At 67.9% G+C, this 17112-nt stretch carries 13 protein-coding genes; 10 read left to right on the top strand and 3 right to left on the bottom strand.

What is annotated here, in order from left to right:
• Window positions 1-827: sensor histidine kinase (locus tag LJ737_RS25945; protein ID WP_227769689.1), on the bottom strand; the 827-nt coding region annotated here is incomplete at its 3' end.
• A gap of 617 nt (window positions 828-1444) precedes the next feature.
• On the opposite strand from LJ737_RS25945, the gene LJ737_RS25940 reads away from it, so the two are divergent.
• From LJ737_RS25940 to LJ737_RS25895, 10 genes are all read left to right on the top strand, one after another.
• Window positions 1445-2605, top strand: coding sequence for a glycosyltransferase (locus LJ737_RS25940; RefSeq protein WP_227769688.1), 1161 nt, complete (start codon window positions 1445-1447; stop codon window positions 2603-2605).
• Window positions 2606-2938: 333 nt separating this feature from the next.
• Window positions 2939-3178, top strand: coding sequence for a PqqD family protein (locus tag LJ737_RS25935; RefSeq protein WP_138075193.1), 240 nt, complete (start codon window positions 2939-2941; stop codon window positions 3176-3178).
• Complete coding sequence (locus LJ737_RS25930; RefSeq protein WP_227769687.1) at window positions 3179-4240, top strand: ATP-grasp domain-containing protein; 1062 nt, start codon at window positions 3179-3181, stop codon at window positions 4238-4240.
• A gap of 107 nt (window positions 4241-4347) precedes the next feature.
• Entirely contained in the window at window positions 4348-5754 is a 1407-nt protein-coding gene (locus LJ737_RS25925) for a type III PLP-dependent enzyme domain-containing protein (protein ID WP_227769686.1), read from the top strand.
• Window positions 5755-5902: 148 nt separating this feature from the next.
• Window positions 5903-8095 (top strand): urea transporter, encoded by a 2193-nt coding sequence (locus tag LJ737_RS25920; RefSeq protein ID WP_227769685.1) that lies wholly within the window; start codon window positions 5903-5905, stop codon window positions 8093-8095.
• Entirely contained in the window at window positions 8077-9456 is a 1380-nt protein-coding gene (locus LJ737_RS25915) for a tetratricopeptide repeat protein (RefSeq protein WP_227769684.1), read from the top strand. The genes LJ737_RS25920 and LJ737_RS25915 overlap by 19 nt, the downstream gene beginning before the upstream one ends.
• A complete protein-coding gene (locus LJ737_RS25910; RefSeq protein ID WP_227769683.1) occupies window positions 9444-10055 on the top strand; it encodes a tetratricopeptide repeat protein in 612 nt (203 codons plus the stop codon). Before LJ737_RS25915 ends, LJ737_RS25910 begins: the two co-directional genes overlap by 13 nt.
• A 446-nt stretch (window positions 10056-10501) precedes the next feature.
• The gene (locus LJ737_RS25905) at window positions 10502-11695 is read left to right on the top strand and encodes a cytochrome-c peroxidase (protein WP_227769682.1); all 1194 of its coding nucleotides are present in this window, start codon (window positions 10502-10504) and stop codon (window positions 11693-11695) included.
• An 83-nt stretch (window positions 11696-11778) separates the two neighbouring features.
• Window positions 11779-11949: a hypothetical protein gene (locus LJ737_RS25900; protein WP_227769681.1), complete on the top strand. Its 171-nt coding sequence runs from the start codon at window positions 11779-11781 to the stop codon at window positions 11947-11949.
• A 145-nt stretch (window positions 11950-12094) separates the two neighbouring features.
• Window positions 12095-14032, top strand: a complete 1938-nt coding sequence (locus LJ737_RS25895; protein ID WP_227769680.1) for a T9SS type B sorting domain-containing protein — start codon at window positions 12095-12097, stop codon at window positions 14030-14032.
• 152 nt (window positions 14033-14184) lie between these two features.
• Here LJ737_RS25895 and preA read toward each other — a convergent pair whose 3' ends face one another.
• Together preA and LJ737_RS25885 are read right to left on the bottom strand one after the other, a co-directional pair.
• Complete coding sequence (gene preA, locus LJ737_RS25890; protein ID WP_227769679.1) at window positions 14185-15597, bottom strand: NAD-dependent dihydropyrimidine dehydrogenase subunit PreA; 1413 nt, start codon at window positions 15595-15597, stop codon at window positions 14185-14187.
• A 111-nt stretch (window positions 15598-15708) separates the two neighbouring features.
• Window positions 15709-17049: an FAD-dependent oxidoreductase gene (locus LJ737_RS25885; RefSeq protein ID WP_227769678.1), complete on the bottom strand. Its 1341-nt coding sequence runs from the start codon at window positions 17047-17049 to the stop codon at window positions 15709-15711.
• Window positions 17050-17112: the final 63 nt, after the last annotated feature.

Raw genomic sequence — 17112 nt, 5'->3', positions numbered from 1 at the left:
AGCATGGGCGCAATCTGCACTTCCTGCACCTGAGCGGGCGCGTCGAAGGTCACGCGCACCTTGTCGGTCAGGCGCAGGTGCATCAGCTCGATGTAGTCCTGGGCAAACGTCAGCTCGTGGCTGAGCAAGGTGGTGCCGGCGGGCGTCTCGTAGAGCACGTAGCGCATCATGCGCGAGAGGCGGTGCAGGGCGGCGCGTGCCTGCTCCCCGTCGATGAGCGTGAGGGCGTAGATGTTGTTGAGCGTATTAAAGAAGAAGTGCGGGTTGATCTGGGCCTTGAGCAAGCTCAGCTCGGTGGCCAGCTTTTCCTGCTCCAGCTCGCGCCGCACCTGGGCCTCGTGCTGGGCGCGCTGCACCACCGTGGTGCCGGTGCTGATGGCCAGCGTGAGCAGGGTGATGAGCACCATGTCCGGGTTGAGCAGGTCGGGCTCGTCTTGCGGCCCGAGCTGCACGTGCGGGCGCGGGCCGCACCAGGCACTCACGTTCAGGGCGTTTTCGCGGGCCTGGGCCAACAGCTCGGGCACGTTCAGGGCCACTTCCAGGCGCTGGTGCAGCAGCAGCACGCCCAGCACGGCCAGGGCCAGCAGCGGCAGGTACAGCCACACCCGGCGGCGGTAAAGCAGGCGCGGCACGGCCCAGAGGGCGTTGGCGTAGAAGACGCCCATCAGCGCCAGCAGCACCGCGCCCTGCAGCAGCCAAAAGGCGGTGGGCAGTGGGCTGGGCTGCCCGGGCGGCGGCGAGGCCAGCAGCAAGCCGATCAGGCCCCAGATCAGGGCGTGCAGCAGCACGGTGGAGGCGTAGCGGAGCAGGGAGGAATTAAGGCGCATTGCGGGGAGTCGGCGGAGGCGGGGCAGTACCGGCCAAGGCGGGGTGCCGGCCGCCCGGCAGCGCGCACCAGCTGCCGGTTGGCGGCTTGCTATCCTCTACGGTCAAAACTACGGACGGGCGGGCATTCGGCCCGTCCGGCTCCACCAGCGCCCCAAGTTTGCCGACCAGCGCCGGGTTTTGGCCGGCCGAGGCGCGGCCATCCTGAGTGCCGAAGCGGCTGACAAGGCGGGAATACCCAAAAACGAGGGCAATAAAAAAACCGCCCTGAGCCAAGGCGGCCTTTTCCCCAACACAATAAAGTTTTCCTTGTGAAACTGCCCCGGGCTCAGCGAGCTAGCAGAAGCGGGCCGCGGGAGTGGCGGAGCAGAAACCTGCGGTAAAACAACGCAACTAACAGCCGCCGCGCTTGCCCATTCGCCCAATGGCGCCTGAACCTAGACGAACGGCGGGTTTTTCTGGCTGGTTGGCGCCACCGGCTCGGCCGGCGCCCGAACGGCCGGGCCGCCGACGCCGCGCCGCGTTGGTCGATACATTCGGGCGGCTGGTCCAATGCGCAAAAGCCGCGGCCGGGGCCCGGCTATGTTTGAGCCGTGGTCCTGACGACCGCGCCCCGGCTATGTCTGCCTTTGTTTCTCCGTCCGTTCTTGTGCACCCCGGCGCGCCGGCCACCCTGGCTGCGCCCTTGGCCGTGCTGAGCCTGGCCCCCGCGGTGGGCCCGGCCGAAGAGCAACTGCTGCGGCTGTGCGCCACGCTGCGCACCGCGGCGCAATCCGTGCTGCTGGTGGCGGCAGCCGCTTCACCCCTGGGCCCCCACGCCGCCGCTCGGCTGCCGGTGCCGCCGTTGTCGGGCCCGCTTGGCCTGGGCCGTGTACCGCGCGCGGCCTGGCTGCTGGCCCGCTGGCTGCGCCGGCAGCGCATCGGCACGTTGCTGGTCGTCCGGGCCCTAGACTTGCCGGTGGCCAGCGCCGCCAAGCTGCTGCTGCGCGGCCGCTTGCGCCTGGTGTTTCACCAGCACGAACCCTTGGCCGCGGCGGCGCCGGCCGCGTGGTGGGCCCGCCTGAGCCGCCGCCCGCTCGACGCTTGGCTGGCCCCGCTGCCCGGCACGGCCCGCGCCGTGGAAACGCGCACCGGCCTCGACGCCCGGCAGCTGTGGGTGGTGCCGCCGGGGCTGCCGGGCGCCGCCCCCGGCGTGACGGCCGCCGCGCCTGCTCAGGCCCGCCGCCTGCTCGACCTGCCCACCGCGGCCCCGCTGCTAGGCGTGGCCGACGACGGCTACACCGGGCACTTTGCCTTGGAAGTGCTCTACCGCCTGCGCACCGAACTGCAACTGCCCGCCGAACTGGTTATCGTGGGGCACCCGCACACCCCGCCCGACGCCGCGCGCTGGCAGCAGCTGCGCCAGCACGCCCGGGCGCTGGGCCTTTCGCAGGTGGTATACCTGCGCCCGTTTCATGCGCCGGCCGCCGACGGCCTGCTCTTCCCCGCCCTCGACGCGCTGCTCTCCCCCGCCCCCACCGACGACTACGACCCGCTGCTGCTGGCGGCTCTGGCCGCGGGCTGCCCGGTGGTAGCGGCCGAGGGCGCCGCCGCTCCCGACTTTCCCGGCCTGCAGCACCTTTTCCCGGCCCGCGACGTGGCGTTTGGCGCCGTGCAGGTGCGCGCCGTGCTGCAAGCCGGGCGCCGGGCGTCGGCCCCGTACCCGCAGCTGAGCCGCTACTTTTCGGCGGCCCAGCAAGGGCGGCTGCTCACCGATATTTTGCACTATCTCGCCGCCTAACTACCCGCTAGCCGACCCACCCTTACGCATCCCGATGGCCGCCTTTGTCCCGGCGTTTGCGCCTCCGCACAGTGGCGGTGAGTGAGTGTCACGCGGCTTGGGTTTTGCGGGTAACGACTGGGCCGCGGTCATTGGGAGCTACCTGAGCGAGGTGGGCGCGGGCCGCGGCTCGTGCCCGCCCACGCCCGTTCGGCAAGGCAAAATGGTCGGCACATTTGCCGGGCTGGTCGATTGGCGAACCGCCGCGGTGGGCGGCCTGTCGTATGTTTAGGGTCTGGATGACGCCCGCGCGGCGACGTCTTTTTCCGATTGGCGGCTCCGGCCGCCCTTGCTATGAAACTCAAGAAGAATATTGCCACCAGCGAAACCGGGTTCATTTTCAACCCGGCTACCGGCGACTCGTTTACGGCCAATGCCCTGGCCACCGAAATCCTGCAGCTGCTCAAGCAGGACCGCAGCCCGGCCGATATCAAAACCCTGCTGCTCAACCGCTACGACGTGGAACCCAACCAGCTGGAAAAGGACTGGGACGACCTCGTGGCCCAGCTGCGCGACCATCAACTGCTCGACTAAATGAGCCCCGCTGCCGACCACCGCCCGCGCTACGTCATCGGCGTGACGGGCCTGAACGCCATCGACAGCCCCGGCCCGGGCGTGGCGGTCATCCGCGCCCTGCGCGAAAGCCCGGACTTTACGGTGCGCATCATCGGGCTGAGCTACGAGGCGCTGGAGCCGGGCATTTACATGCACGACGTGGTCGACAAGACCTACCAGCTACCCTACCCTTCGGCCGGCACGCAGGTGCTGCTGGAGCGCCTCGGCGAGATTCACGAGCGGGAGGGCCTGGACGTTATCATCCCGAACTTCGACGCGGAGCTGCCCAATTTCGTGCGCCTGGCCCCGCGGCTGGCGGCGCTGGGCATCCGCACCTTTCTGCCCACGCTGGAGCAGCTCGAAGCCCGCGACAAGCTCAACCTGCGCGCCTTCGGGGAAGCGCACGGCCTGCTGGTGCCCCAGCAGCACCTCCTGCACCGCGCCGACGAGCTGGCCCAGGCGGCCGAGCAGCTGGGCTACCCGCTGGTGGTCAAGGGCAAGTTTTACGACGCGACGGTGGCCCACACCCTGGAGCAAGCGCGCAAGGCCTTTCACCAGATCAGCGCCAAGTGGGGGCTGCCGGTTATTGCCCAAGAATTTGTGCAGGGCCACGAAATCAACGTGGCGGCCCTGGGCGACGGCACCGGCCGCACCCTGAGCGCGGTGCCCATGCGCAAGCTCTACATCACCGACAAGGGCAAGGCCTGGGCCGGCATCACCCTGGAAGACGAGACGCTGCTGCAGCTGGCGCGCCGCTTCGTGGAGCGCACCGGTTGGCGCGGCGGCTGCGAGCTGGAACTGATGCGTGCGGCCGACGGGCGGCTGTTCGTCCTGGAAATCAACCCGCGCTTTCCGGCCTGGATTTACCTGACGGTGGCGGCGGGCCAAAACCAACCCGCCGCGCTGGTGCGCTTGGCCCTGGGCTTGCCGGTTTATCCGTGGACGGAGTACGCCGTGGGCCGCATGTTTATCCGCTACGCCTGGGACCTGATTACCGACAACCACGAGTTTCACCAGATTTCTGCTTTCGGCGAGCTGTAGCGCGAACTTTTGGTTCGCGTATTCCCGCTGCTTTCTGGTCGAACCCCGCCGCTTCCCCATCGTTCCGCGCTACGCAAACTGAAAGTTCGCGCTACATATTCCCACCCATGAAACAACGCTACGAACGGCCGCTCATCAAAAAGCTCAGCGCCGGGCCGCTCAACAAGTTTGGCGCCCGCACCGAAACCCAGCCGGTACCCGACATCGACGGGGCGCCGGTGAAGGACTTGCTCGGTGAGTTCGGCTCCCCGCTGTTCGTGCTCAGCGAGCGGCAACTGCGGCGCAATTATCAGCAGGCCGTGCGGGCCTTTCGCACGCGCTACCCGCGGGTGCAGTTTGCGTGGTCGTACAAAACCAACTACCTCAACGCCGTGTGCCGAGTGTTTCACCAGGAAGGCGCCTGGGCCGAGGTGGTGTCGGGCTTCGAGTACGAAAAGGCCCTGCTCAACGGGGTGCCGGGGCCGCAGATCATCTTCAACGGGCCGAGCAAGTCGCGGGCCGAGCTGGAGCGGGCCTGCGCGCTGGACTCGGTGATTCACCTCGACCACTTCGACGAGCTGTACGAGCTGCTGGACGTGGCCGCCACGCTGCCGCGCCGGCCGCGGGTGGCCGTGCGCGTCAACCTCGACGCGGGCGTGTACCCGCAGTGGGACCGGTTCGGCTTCAACCTGGAAAACGGGCAGGCCTGGAACGCCATTGGCCGCATCGTGGGCTCGGGGCGGCTGGAACTGGTGGGGCTGCACTGCCACCTGGGCACCTACCTACTGAGCACCAAGCCCTACGGCGTGGCCGCGCAGAAGTTGGCCGACTTGGCCTGGAGCTGCCGCACCCAGCTGAACACCCCGATTCAGTACCTCGACCTGGGCGGCGGCTTCCCGTCGACCAATACCCTGAAGGGCGCCTACCTGCCCGGCACCGACACCGCACCGGGCATCGACGAGTTTGCCGAGGTCATTGCCGACACCCTGCAGCGCGCCGGCTTCCGCCAAGACGAGCTGCCGCTGCTCGTGCTCGAAGCCGGCCGCCTGCTCGTCGACGACGCGGGCTACCTGCTGGGCACGGTGCTGGCCACCAAGCGCCTCGCCGACGGCCGCCGCGCCACCATCCTCGACTTCGGGGTGAACGTGCTCTTCACCTCCTTCTGGTACGACCACAAAATCAGCCCGGCCGGGGACTTCTCGCAGCACACCGAGGACACGGTGCTCTACGGCCCGCTGTGCATGAACATCGACGTGCTGCGCGAAAGCGTGAACCTGCCCCTGCTCAGCCGCGGTGACCAAGTGGTGGTGCACAAAGTGGGCGCCTACAACATGACGCAGTGGATGCAGTTTATCACCCTGCGCCCGGCCGTGGTGCTGCTCGACGAGCAGGGCCGCCCCCACCGCATTCGGCAGGCCGAAACGCTGGACTACCTGCAGCAGCTGGAGGAAATGCCGACTCACCTGAGCCCTTCCGCCCCGGGCACCTCGCCGACTGCGGGCGGGCGTCCTTCACAGGCCACGACGAGGCCCTGATGATGTCGTGCTGACGCCCGCGGGGCTGCTCCGCTCGCGCTGCGCAGCCCCGCCCGTTCTACATTTGCTTTTCCACCTATAATCATCATTCGCGCCGCTTCGGCTTCCTCGCTCCTTTTGAGCGGAAGCTGGGCGGCGAGGCCCGCCAATGTTCCCAGCCAATACGACCCTGCGCACCCTCGCTTTGGCCGTGTTGCGCAGCTACAGCCTGGTTTTCTTCTCCCAGCACCGGGGCTTTGCGGCTCTGCTGCTGCTGCTCTCGTTTGCCAATCCCGGCGCAGGCGCGGCCGGGCTGGCGGCAACGGGGCTGGCGGTGGGCGCGGGCTGGCTGATGGGTTTTAATCGGGAAGTGCTGGCCACCGGCGGCTACGGCTTCAACGCCCTGCTGGTGGGCCTGGCCCTGGGTACGTTCTACGAGCCGGGCTGGGCCTTCGGACTGGTGTTGCTGGTGGGGGCCCTGTTTGCCCTGCTGCTGACGGTGGCCCTGGGCGGCTGGCTGGGGCACAAAGGCCTCCCGCCGCTGTCCTTGCCGTTTTTGGGCGTCATCTGGCTGCTCACGCCCGCGGCCGAGCAGTTTCACGCCTTGGCCCTGAACGAGCGGGGCATCTACTGGCTCAACGAAATGTACGCCGTGGGCGGCGCGCCGCTGCTGCACGTCATTCACTGGCTCAACGGCTGGCACCTGCCGCTCATGCCCGACACCTACCTGCGGGCCCTGAGTTCGGTGTTTTTTCAGGACAGCCCGCTGGTGGGCTTGCTCATGGCTGCCGGATTGCTGTGGCATTCCCGCATTGCGTTTTCCTTGTCGGTGGTGGCGTTTTTGGGGGCTTACGCCTTCGGCATGGCCACGGGCGTGTACCAGGACGGCATCAACCACTACAACCTCGGCGCCAACTACATTATGGCGGCCGTGGCGGTGGGCGGGGTGTTCGTCATTCCCTCGGCGGCTTCCTACCTGTGGGCGCTGCTGAGCGTGCCCATCACGGCGGTGCTGGTGGCGGGGCTGACGGCGCTGCTGGCCCGGCTGGGGCTGCCGGCGTTTTCGCTGCCGTTTTGCCTGGTGTCGCAGCTGTTTCTCTACGTGCTGCTGCTGCGCCAGCACGGCCACTGGCTGCCGCTCACGCCCATTCAGCGCTACTCGCCCGAGCGCAACCTTTACGCCTACACCAACGACCGGGAGCGGCTGCAAAGTCAGCTGTACGTGCACCTGAGCCTCCCCTTCCTGGGCGAGTGGCAGGTGACGCAGGGCTACGACGGCCTGCCCACGCACCAGGGCGAATGGGCCCAGGCCCTGGACTTCATGATCCGCGACGCAGACGGGCGCACCTACCGCGGCAGCGGCGCCAACCTGGCCGACTACTACTGCTACAACAAGCCGGTGCTGGCCCCGGCCGACGGCGTGGTGGTGGTGGTCGTCTCGCACATCGACGACAACCCCGTGGGGCAGGTAAACACACGCCAGAACTGGGGCAATACCGTGGTGCTGGAGCACCAGCCGGGCCTGTTCAGCAAGGTCTCGCACCTGCGGCCCCATAGCACCAGTCTGCAGCCCGGCGACCGGGTGCGCCGCGGCGACCTGCTCGGCACCTGCGGCAACTCGGGTCGTTCGGCCGAGCCGCACGTGCACTTCCAGGTGCAGGCCACGCCCTACATCGGCTCGCGTACCCTGGCCTACCCGCTGGCCTACTACCTCAGCGGCGCGGCGGTGCGCAGCTTTCAGGTGCCCGCCGAGGGCGAAACCGTGCAAAATCTACCGCTCAGCCCGCTGCTCCACCAAGCTTTCGACCTGCCGCCCGGCTTCCGCCTCGACGTGCTCGATGCCAACGACGCCGCCGCGCCGGCCCAGCGCTGGGAAGTTTTCACCGACGCCTACAACAAAACCTACCTGTACTGCCACCACTCGGGCGCCGTGGCTTACTTTGAGCGCACTGCCGCGGCCTTCAACTTCACGGCCTACTACGGCCCGGAGTCGGCCTGGCTCTACCTGTTTTACCGCGCCGCCTACCGCGTGCTGCTCAGCTACCAGCCCCAGGCCGAGCTGCTCGACGCTTTCCCGCTGACCCTGGTGCGCAACCCCGCGCTGAAGTGGGCCCAGGACGCGGTGGCGCCGTTTGTGCGCTTCATCCGGCCGACTTTTGCCCTGCGCTACCACGGCGCCGACGACGCCTACCACCCGCGCCGCCTGCAGCTCAGCAGCCGCGCCGAACTGCGCTACTTCGGCCGCGTGCGCCCGCTGCAACAGGCTGACCTCGAGCTGGCCGCGGGCACCCTGGCCGGCTTCAGCGTGCTGCTTCCCGATCAGTCTTCGCCCCTTCGCTTCGTATGCCGCTCCGTCGCCTGATCCTGCCCCTGCTCTGGCTCGGCTTGCTGCTCGGGCCCGGCCTGCGCCCCGCCGCGGCCCAAACCACGCCGCCCACCCGGCCCGATAGCCTGGTGGTGGAGCCGCTCGCGCCCGATACCCTTCAAGCCCCCGGGGCCGACAGCCTGGTGGTAGAGCCCGCTGCGCCGGCGCCGGCCGCCGATTCGGTGCGCCGGCCCCAGCGCACCGGCCCCCAGGACCTATCGGACTACGCCTACGCCGACAGCCTGACGGCGGCGCTGCTGGCCCGGGGCCGCTGGGCGGCGCTGGATTCGGCGGGCCGCCGCGCCCTGGCGCTGGGCCTCGACTACCCGGGACTGCGCCAGCGCCTGGGCTACGCCGCGGCGCTGCGCGGCCGGTCCGCCGAGGCCATCGGGCACTACGAACGCGCCCGGCGGGCCAACGCCGCCGACCCGCTCACCGGCCTGGGCCTGGCCTACGGCTGGCTCGCCCTGAACCAGCGCGAAACCGCCGCCCAGCTGGCGCGGCCCGTGTCCGACTCGCTGCGGCGGGCGCTGCACCTGAGCCCGCGCGCCGTGGCCCGCGTCGAAGTGGAGCTGGGCGGGCAGTGGCCCAGCTCGGCCGACCGCAGCGCCGCCAGTTTCGCCCGCCTGGGCGTGGGCAGCCAGCTGGGCGGGGGCTGGGCGCTCTGGCAGGCCGTGTCGCACTACGCCCAGCAGGTGCGCGTGGCCTTGCCCCCACCCGACCCACGCCCCTTACCGGGCCCCGAGCCGGGGCGGCCCAGTTGGGTGTCGGTGCGGCAGTTCGACTACCAAGCCCTGCTCACCGTGCCGCTGCCGCTGCAGCTGCAGGGCCGCCTGGGCTACCACTTCACGGGCAGCCGCTTCCACGAGACGCGCTACCCCGGCCACCTCGGCTACGCGGCCCTGCGCTACGTGCGGCCCACCTGGCAGCTGCAGGCCGGCCTCTACGCCGGCCGCCTCACCGACACCAGCCGCACCCAGACCGAGCTGCAGCTGACGGTGCTGCCCTTGGGCACCTTGCGCCTCTACGGCTTCACGCGCGCGGCCTTCGTGCATTCGGCCGGGCGCACCTACCCGCACGTGCTGGTGGGCGCGGGCGGGCGCCTGGCCTCGCGCCTTTGGGCGGAGGGCTACGCCGGCTGGGGCCGCGTGCCCGTGCTGGCCGACCAGGACGGCGCCTACGTGTACAACCTGCTCGACCCGCTGCGCCGCCGCCTGGGCCTGGGGCTGCTGGTGCCGCTGCCCGGCGGCCACTGGCAGGCCCGCCTCTACTACGGCGCCGAGGCTCGCACCCAGATTCAGACCCTTACGTTCTACACCCAACATACGCTGACCGCTGCCGCCACATGGACCTGGTAAAACCCTTCACCGCTACGCTGCTGCTGGCCCTGGTTGTGCACCTGGGCGCCCGTGCCCAGGATTTGCAGGCTGCGTTTGCCAGCAGCTACGCCGCCGAAGCCAAGGGCGAATACGCCGACGCCATTGCGGCCTTGAAAAAGAGCTACGCCGGCACGTACGAGCAAAACCTGCGGCTGGGCTGGCTGTACTTTCTGGCCAAAAACTACCCGGTGTCGGAGGCCTACTACCAAAAGGCCGTGGAGCAGCGCCCCTACGCCATCGAGCCCAAGCTGGGTCTGGTGAAGCCGCTCAACGCACTCAACAAGGTGGACCGCATGCAGGAGCTCTACCAGGCCATCCTCAAAATCGACCCGCAAAACACCCAGGCCAACTACTGGCTGGGCGTCATCTTCCTCAACCGCAAAAGCTACGAGGCCGCGGCCCGCTACTTCGAAAAAGTAGTCAACCTCTACCCTTTCGACTACGACGCCACCCTCTCGCTGGCCTGGACTTACCTGAACCTGGGCAAGAAAACCGAAGCCCGCCTGCTCTACGGCAAAGCCCTGCTTATCCGCCCCGGCGACGCCACCGCCACCGCCGGCCTGAAACGGACGCAGTGACGGTGAGGCGGTGAGGCGGTGAGGCGGTGAGGCGGTGAGGCGGTGAGTAAAAAATGAACGTCATGTCGAGCGAAGTCGAGACATCTCGCGTGCTTCGAAACTCAACTCAATCAGCACGAAGCCCCGCGAAATAGCACTACCGTTTCGTATGGGAGGCTCCACCTGCCTCCTCTTCGAAATAAAGCTGGTAATGAGCCCCTAAGCCCGCCGCTGTCGGCCGACAGCGGCGGGCTTTTTTTGTGGGTGCGCGGCGCTTGGCAGGCAACGTTTTTGCCCTCCCCTCCGAGCTAGTTAGCGCAGAACCGGGTCCATTCGTCGGCATTCGCGGGCGGGTCGTCTATTGCGTTTAGCGGCCCGCCCGCCTTGCTATTGTTTTGGAGCCGTGACCCCGCCGCGCCGACGGGGCGTGCTTTGTCTCCGCGGCCCCGCCGCCCGTGCTGCCTGCTATGACGCCGAGGTTTACTTGCTTTTCCGTTCGTCACCTGGCTGGTCTGCTTGCCACCAGCCTCTTCGGCGCCGTCGTGGCCTGCCAGCCCGACAGCCCCGCGCCCAACACCGTGAGTCAAGCTACCAGCAACGGCCTGAGCGCCCTGCCTACAGCGGCTCCCGCGCCGGCCGACAACCCCTCGTCGGCAGCCAAAGTGGAGCTGGGGCGGCTGCTGTTTTGGGACCCCATCCTCTCCGGCCCGCGCGATGTGAGTTGCGCTAGCTGCCACCACCCCGCCAGCGCCTACGCCGACGGGCTGGACCTCTCCATTGGCCCGAACGGGCAGGGCCAGGGCAGCCAGCGCCGCTTCCGTCAGCCCAACGACCTGCCCTTCGCCCAGCGCAACGCCCCCACCGTGCTCAACGTGGCCTTCAATGGCATCGGCCCCGACGGGCATTGCGACCCGACGACGGCCAGCATGTTCTGGGACAGCCGGGCGCAATCGTTGGAAGCGCAGACCCTGCTGCCCATCGCCACCTTGGCCGAGATGCGCGGCCGTCAGTACTCGGAAGCGGCGGCCGTCGACTCGGTGGTGGCCCGGCTGCGCCGCGTGCCGGAGTACCAGCAGCGCTTCGCGGCCGTGTTTGGGGGCGTCGCGCCCGTGTCGGCCGCCAACCTGGGCCGGGCCCTGGCCTGCTTCGAGCGCAGCCTGACCACCGCCGACGCGCCCTATGACCGTTACCTGCGCGGCGAGCAAGCTGCCCTTACCGACGAGCAGGTGCAGGGCCTGACGGCCTTCGTGCAGAGCGGCTGCCCGAAGTGCCACACCGGCCCCATGCTCTCCGATTACCAGACCCACGTGCTCGGCGTGGCCGACAACGCCAAGCTGGGCGCGACTGATGCCGGGCAGAACGGCACCTACGCCTTCCGCACGCCCAGCCTGCGCCAAGTGGCCGCCACCGCGCCCTACATGCACAACGGCACGATGAGCACCCTGGCCGAGGTGGTGCGCTTCTACGACGCCGGGCCGCGCGGCGGGCGCGCCTCGCTGAACCCCAACGTGCCCAACGCCCGCCTCGACCCGCTGCTGCCCACCCGCGTCACCAACCAGCAGGCCATCGTGGCCTTTCTCGGCTCGCTTAGCGCCGGCTCCTTCGACCGCACCGTGCCCGCGCGCGTGCCCAGCGGCCTGCCCGTGGGCGGCAGCCTCTAGCTTTTGCTCCGGGGCCGGCTCGGCTGGCCGCTTCGGATACTGCCTTGTTCCAGCCGTTGTTTCACTTTTTTTCCGATTGGCCTATGCGTACTGTTTCGCTTCGCCTCACCGGCCTGCTGCTGCTGGCCGGCCTTGCCTTCTCCGTTGTCAGCTGCGAAACGCCCGATGTAAGCCCGAAAGGCGGCAAGGGCGGCTGCGGCACCCAAACCGGCACCACGACCACCTCGGGCACCGGCACGGGCGGCGCTAGTTAAGCGCGGCTAGCGCGGCGGCCGGAAATCCGGTTCCGGCCGCCGCGCTTGGGCCGCCCAGCCCCGTTTCCGACCTCTTTTCCCACGCCAACCCTGCCCTTATCGCCAAACCGCTACTTCGTTTTACCCGCTTTTCCTGGCTTTGCTTATGCCTCGTTTCTGCTCTTCGTTCTTGGTCCGCGCCGGCCGCCTGTGGGGGCTGCTGCTCTGCCTGCAGCTGGGGGTGCTGCTGCCGGCCCGCGCCACGCACATTGTGGGCGGCGAACTGGAGCTGACCCGCAAAAGCGGCAGCACCTACACGCTCACGCTGAACCTGTACTTCGACGCCGTCAACGGCAACGCCGGCGCCCTGGACCAGCAGATGCTGGCCGGCATCTTCAGCAAAGCCACCAACACCCGCCTGCAACAGCTGACGCTGCCGCTGACCAGTAACACCTTCGTCAACTACACCAACCCCGCCTGCGCGGCCGGCTCGCTGAGCACCCGCAAGCTGGTGTACAGCAAGGATATTATCCTCGACGCGGCTACCTACACCAGCCCCGCCGGCTACTACGCGGCGGTGGAGCGCTGCTGCCGCAACCTGGCCATCGGCAACATCGTGAACCCCGGCGGGGCAGCCCAGACGTTCTACCTGGAGTTTCCGGCCGTGGTGCAGGGCGGACAGCCCTTCCTCGATTCCACCCCGCGCATCTTCCCGCCCCTGGGCGACTACGCCTGCCTGGGCGAGCTGTTTTACTACGATTTCGGCGGGCAGGACGCCGACGGCGACTCGCTGGCCTACGACATGGTCACGCCGCTCAACGGCCACACCTCCAGCGCCGCGCCCGAGCTGACGCTGAGCCAGCCGGCGCCCTACAGCACCATCACCTGGAACGCGGGCCTGAGCACCCTGAACCAGATACCGGGCGCACCCACGCTGGGCATCGACGCGCGCACGGGCCGGCTGACGGTGCGCCCCAGCCGCCTGGGCCTGTTCGTGTTCGGGGTGCGCTGCGCGGAGTACCGCCGGGGCGTCAAAATCGGCGAGACGCGCCGCGACTTTCAGCTCATGGTGCTGGCCTGCCCGCAAAACGCGGCGCCCACGGTGCAGCTCTACACCCCGGCCAGCCCGCGGGCCTACCGGCCCGGCCGCGACACGCTGCGCCTCACGCCCGGCACCGACCACTGCGTGCAGCTCGTCTTCACCGACCCCGACCCCGCTTCCCAGCTGACCCTCACGGCCCGGCCCGTCAACTATACCCTGGCCAGCGGCGCGGCCGGCCCCACTTTTACCACCGCCACCAGCGGCGCCGTGCGCACGGCCGGCGCCCCCGACACGCTGCGCGCCACGCTTTGCTTCCCCGATTGCATGGACTCGCAGGGCCGGGTATATTTGCTCGACCTCGTGGTGGCCGACAACGGCTGCTCCTTGCCCAAGCGCGACACCGTGCGCCTGGCCTTCACCGCCCGCCCGGCCGTAAACCGTGCCCCGCTGCTGACCTCCTCCTTTCCGCCCGCCCCAGCCGACGCCTCCGAACCGCCGGTGCTCGTGCAGCTCTCGCCCGGGCAAGCCTACATAGCTACCCTGCTCGGCACCGACGCCGACAACAACGGCCTGACGCTCACCGCCACCGGCCAGGGCTTCGACCTGCCCGCCATGGGCATGCAGTTTGCCGCCCGCAACGGCACCGGCCGCGCCGACGGCTCCTTCCAGTGGCAGGCCACCTGCGACGCGGCCAGCAAAGCGGAGCTGACGGTGGTGTTCCAGTTGCAGGAAACGGCTACCTGCACGCCCCTGCCCCAGCAGCGCACCGTGCGCTTCCAGCTCGTGCCCGCCCCGGATTCCGTGGCCTTCCTGCCGCCCAACGTCATCACGCCCAACGGCGACGGGTTGAATGATACCTTCACGCTGCCCAACCTGCCGCCCGATTTCTGCGACCAGCGCTTCGCCGGGGTGCGCATCTTCTCACGCTGGGGCAACGAGGTGTACCGCTCGTCGGAACGCACGTTCACCTGGCCCGGCGGCAGCGTGGCCGGCACCTACTACTACCTCGTCACCTATACCAACGGCCGCAAGTTTAAGGGCTGGCTGGAGGTGCTGAAGTAAGCGAACCAAAGAGCCAATGCTAGTCGGACAGTTGGCTGTCATCCTGAGCAACGCGAAGGACCTTACCACGCTTGAACGACAATGTTCTGACGGGATAAGGTCCTTCGCGTTGCTCAGGATGACAGCTCTAGTATTACTCCTGGTTATCAGTTTCAGGAGGCGCTAAGCACATCCGAGGCCTTGGGCGCAATGACTTCCTGCGGGCTGCCTAGGGCGCGGGCTTTGCCGGGCAGGGTCTTGTGCCGCTCCTTGCCCAAGGCCGCGGCGGGCTCGGGCACCCAGTGGTGCAAGCCGCCGGCCCGGTCGTCGTTGAAGGTCACCGGAATGTCGTTGGCCTTGGTGCGCTCCTTCCAGGTGCGGTGCTCGGTGCCGTCGTCGCGGCGCTCCATCGTGATGCACTGCTCCACCGGGCACACCAGGGAGCAAAGGTTGCAGCCCACGCAGTTGTCCTCGATGATGACCGGCGTGCGCGTGCCCTCCTGCAGTCCGATGGCCTGGTGGGCGCCGTCTTCGCAGGCCGTGTAGCACAGCTGGCAGCCGATGCACTTGTCCTCGTTGATGTGGGCCTTCACCTGGTACTTCAGGTTCAGGTCTTCCCAGTGCTTCACGTTCGGCAGGGCCTTGCCCACGAAGTCATAAATCGTGTTGAAGCCCTTTTCGGTCATGTACTGCTCCAACCCGGCCGTCATTTCGCGGATGATGCCGAAGCCGAAGTGCATGGCCGCCGTGCACACCTGCACCGAGGAGGCGCCGAGCAGAATGTGCTCCACCGCGTCGCGCCAGTTCTCAATACCACCGATGCCCGAAATGGGCAGGCGTACGTCCGGGTCCTGGGCGCAGTTCTTCACCATGTTCAGCGCAATGGGCTTCACCGCCGGGCCGCAGTAGCCGCCGTTGGTGCCCTTGCCATCCACGATTGGGTACGGCGCGAATTTGTCCAGATCTACCCCCACGATGCTCTGAATCGTGTTGATCAGCGAAATGGCGTCGGCGCCGCCGGCGCGGGCCGCCCGGGCCGGCTCGGTGATGTCCGAGATGTTGGGCGTGAGCTTGACGATAACCGGAATACGGGCCACTTCCATCACCCACTCCACGATGGTCTTGAGCACCTCCGGCTCCTGGCCCACGGCCGAGCCCATACCCCGCTCGCACATGCCGTGCGGGCAGCCGAAGTTCAGCTCGATGCCGTCGGCGCCGGCGTTGGTCACGTCGCGCACGATGTCGTGCCACTCCTGCCGGCTCTGCACCATCAGCGAGGCAATGACGGCGTTGTTCGGGAAGAACTTCTTGACTTCCTCGATTTCGCGCAGGTTGTCGGCCAGCGGGCGGTCCGAAATCAGCTCGATGTTGTTGAAGCCCACCAGGCGTTTGTCGCGGTAGTTCACCCCGCCGTAGCGGCTCGATACGTTCACCACGGGCACGCCCAGGGTCTTCCACACGGCCCCGCCCCAGCCCGCGTCGAAGGCTTTCATTACCTGGTAGCCGGAGTTAGTGGGCGGCGCCGACGCCAACCAGAACGGGTTCGGCGACTTGATGCCGGCAAAATTTATGGAAAGGTCAGGCATGGTACAGGATCAGGTGGTCCTGTCATGCTGAGCAACGCGAAGGGCCTTATTACCGCTGAACGAGCCGCTGTTAAGCTCATCGTTCGGGCGTGAGGAGGTCCTTCGCAGCACTCAGGATGACAGACCGTTTTCGGTTAAAAATGCGTGCATGCCCCGCGCCGTCTGCTTGGCTTCGGCGGCGGCGTTGACGACCTCGGCCCCGCCGTTCAGCGCGTCGCCGGAGGCGAAATACTTCGGATTCGAGGTCTGCCCGGTGCGGGCATCGGCCACGATGCGGCCCTTGCCGTCGAGTTGCAGGCCCGGAATCAGGTGCAAAAAGCCGGTTTGCTTGGCTTGGCCCGTGGCTTTGATGACCATGTCGCAGGGCTCCACGAACTCCGAGCCGGGCACAATCTGCACCTGCCCGTCGCGCGTGGCCGTGCGGATGAACTTCACGCCCTCCACCTTGCCGTTGCCCACGATTTCTACCGGCGCCACGTTGAACAGCCCCTTCACGCCCACGCTCTTGGCCAGGTCGTACTCGAATTCGTAGGCGCCCATTTCGTCTTTGCCGCGGCGGTAGGCCAGAATCACGTCTTCGGCCCCGAGGCGCGAAGATTCCGACGCCGCATCCATGGCCGTGTTGCCGCCGCCGAGCACGATGACTTTCTTGCCCACGGCCACGTGCTGGTGGGCCATGCGCAGCTGCTCGATAAACTCCACCGCGCCCACGCAGTTCTGCCGCTCCTCGCCGGGCAGCAACAGGGCATTGGTCGCGCCCAGCCCGATGCCGAGGAAGATGGCGTCGTAGGCCTCTTCCAGCGCCTGCAGCTCCTCGCGGGAATTGATGCGCCGGTTGTAATGCACCCGGTAGCCAAACTGCTGCTCCAAGTAGTCCATTTCGGCCAGCGTCTCGGCGTTGGTGATTTTGTAGGGCGCCACGCCGTACAGCGTCAGCCCCGAGGGCTGCTCACGGGCCTCAAACACGTCCACCTCGTAGCCCAGGGCGCGCAGTTCGCAGGCCGCCGAAATGCCCGCGGGCCCGGCGCCGATAACGGCCACCTTGCGCCCGTTGGCCGGGCCCGGACCGAACAGCTTGTGCCCGCTGTCAATCACCTTACGGGTAGCATGGCTCTGCAGCCGCCCGATTTCGATGGGCTTCTGTTCGTTGAGGTTGTACACGCAGGCGCCCTCGCAGAGCACCTCGGTGGGGCACACCTTGCCGCAGGCGTTGCCGAAGTAGTTGGCCTCGTAGATGGTCTTGGCCGCGCCGGTGGCGTTGCCGGTGTTGATCTGCCGGATAAACTGCGGAATGTCGATGCCCGAGGGGCAGGCCTTGATACAGGGCGCATCAAAGCAGAACAGGCAGCGGGAGCTTTCGTACAGCGCCTCGGTGTTGCTCATCAGGGGCTTGATCTGGGCGAAATTCGCCGCAAACTCCTGCTCGGTCGTGGGGGTCGGGTACTCGGCCATGGGGGTATGGCGTTGGTTGCAGAGAGAAGAAAATCATGGCTAGCGCAGCCGGAGTGACCCGGC

It is taken from the genome of Hymenobacter sp. 15J16-1T3B (assembly GCF_020711235.1).
GTDB lineage: Bacteria > Bacteroidota > Bacteroidia > Cytophagales > Hymenobacteraceae > Solirubrum.
The sequence above is the reverse complement of the archived record's forward strand: the minus strand, read 5'-3'. Positions and strand labels throughout refer to the sequence as shown.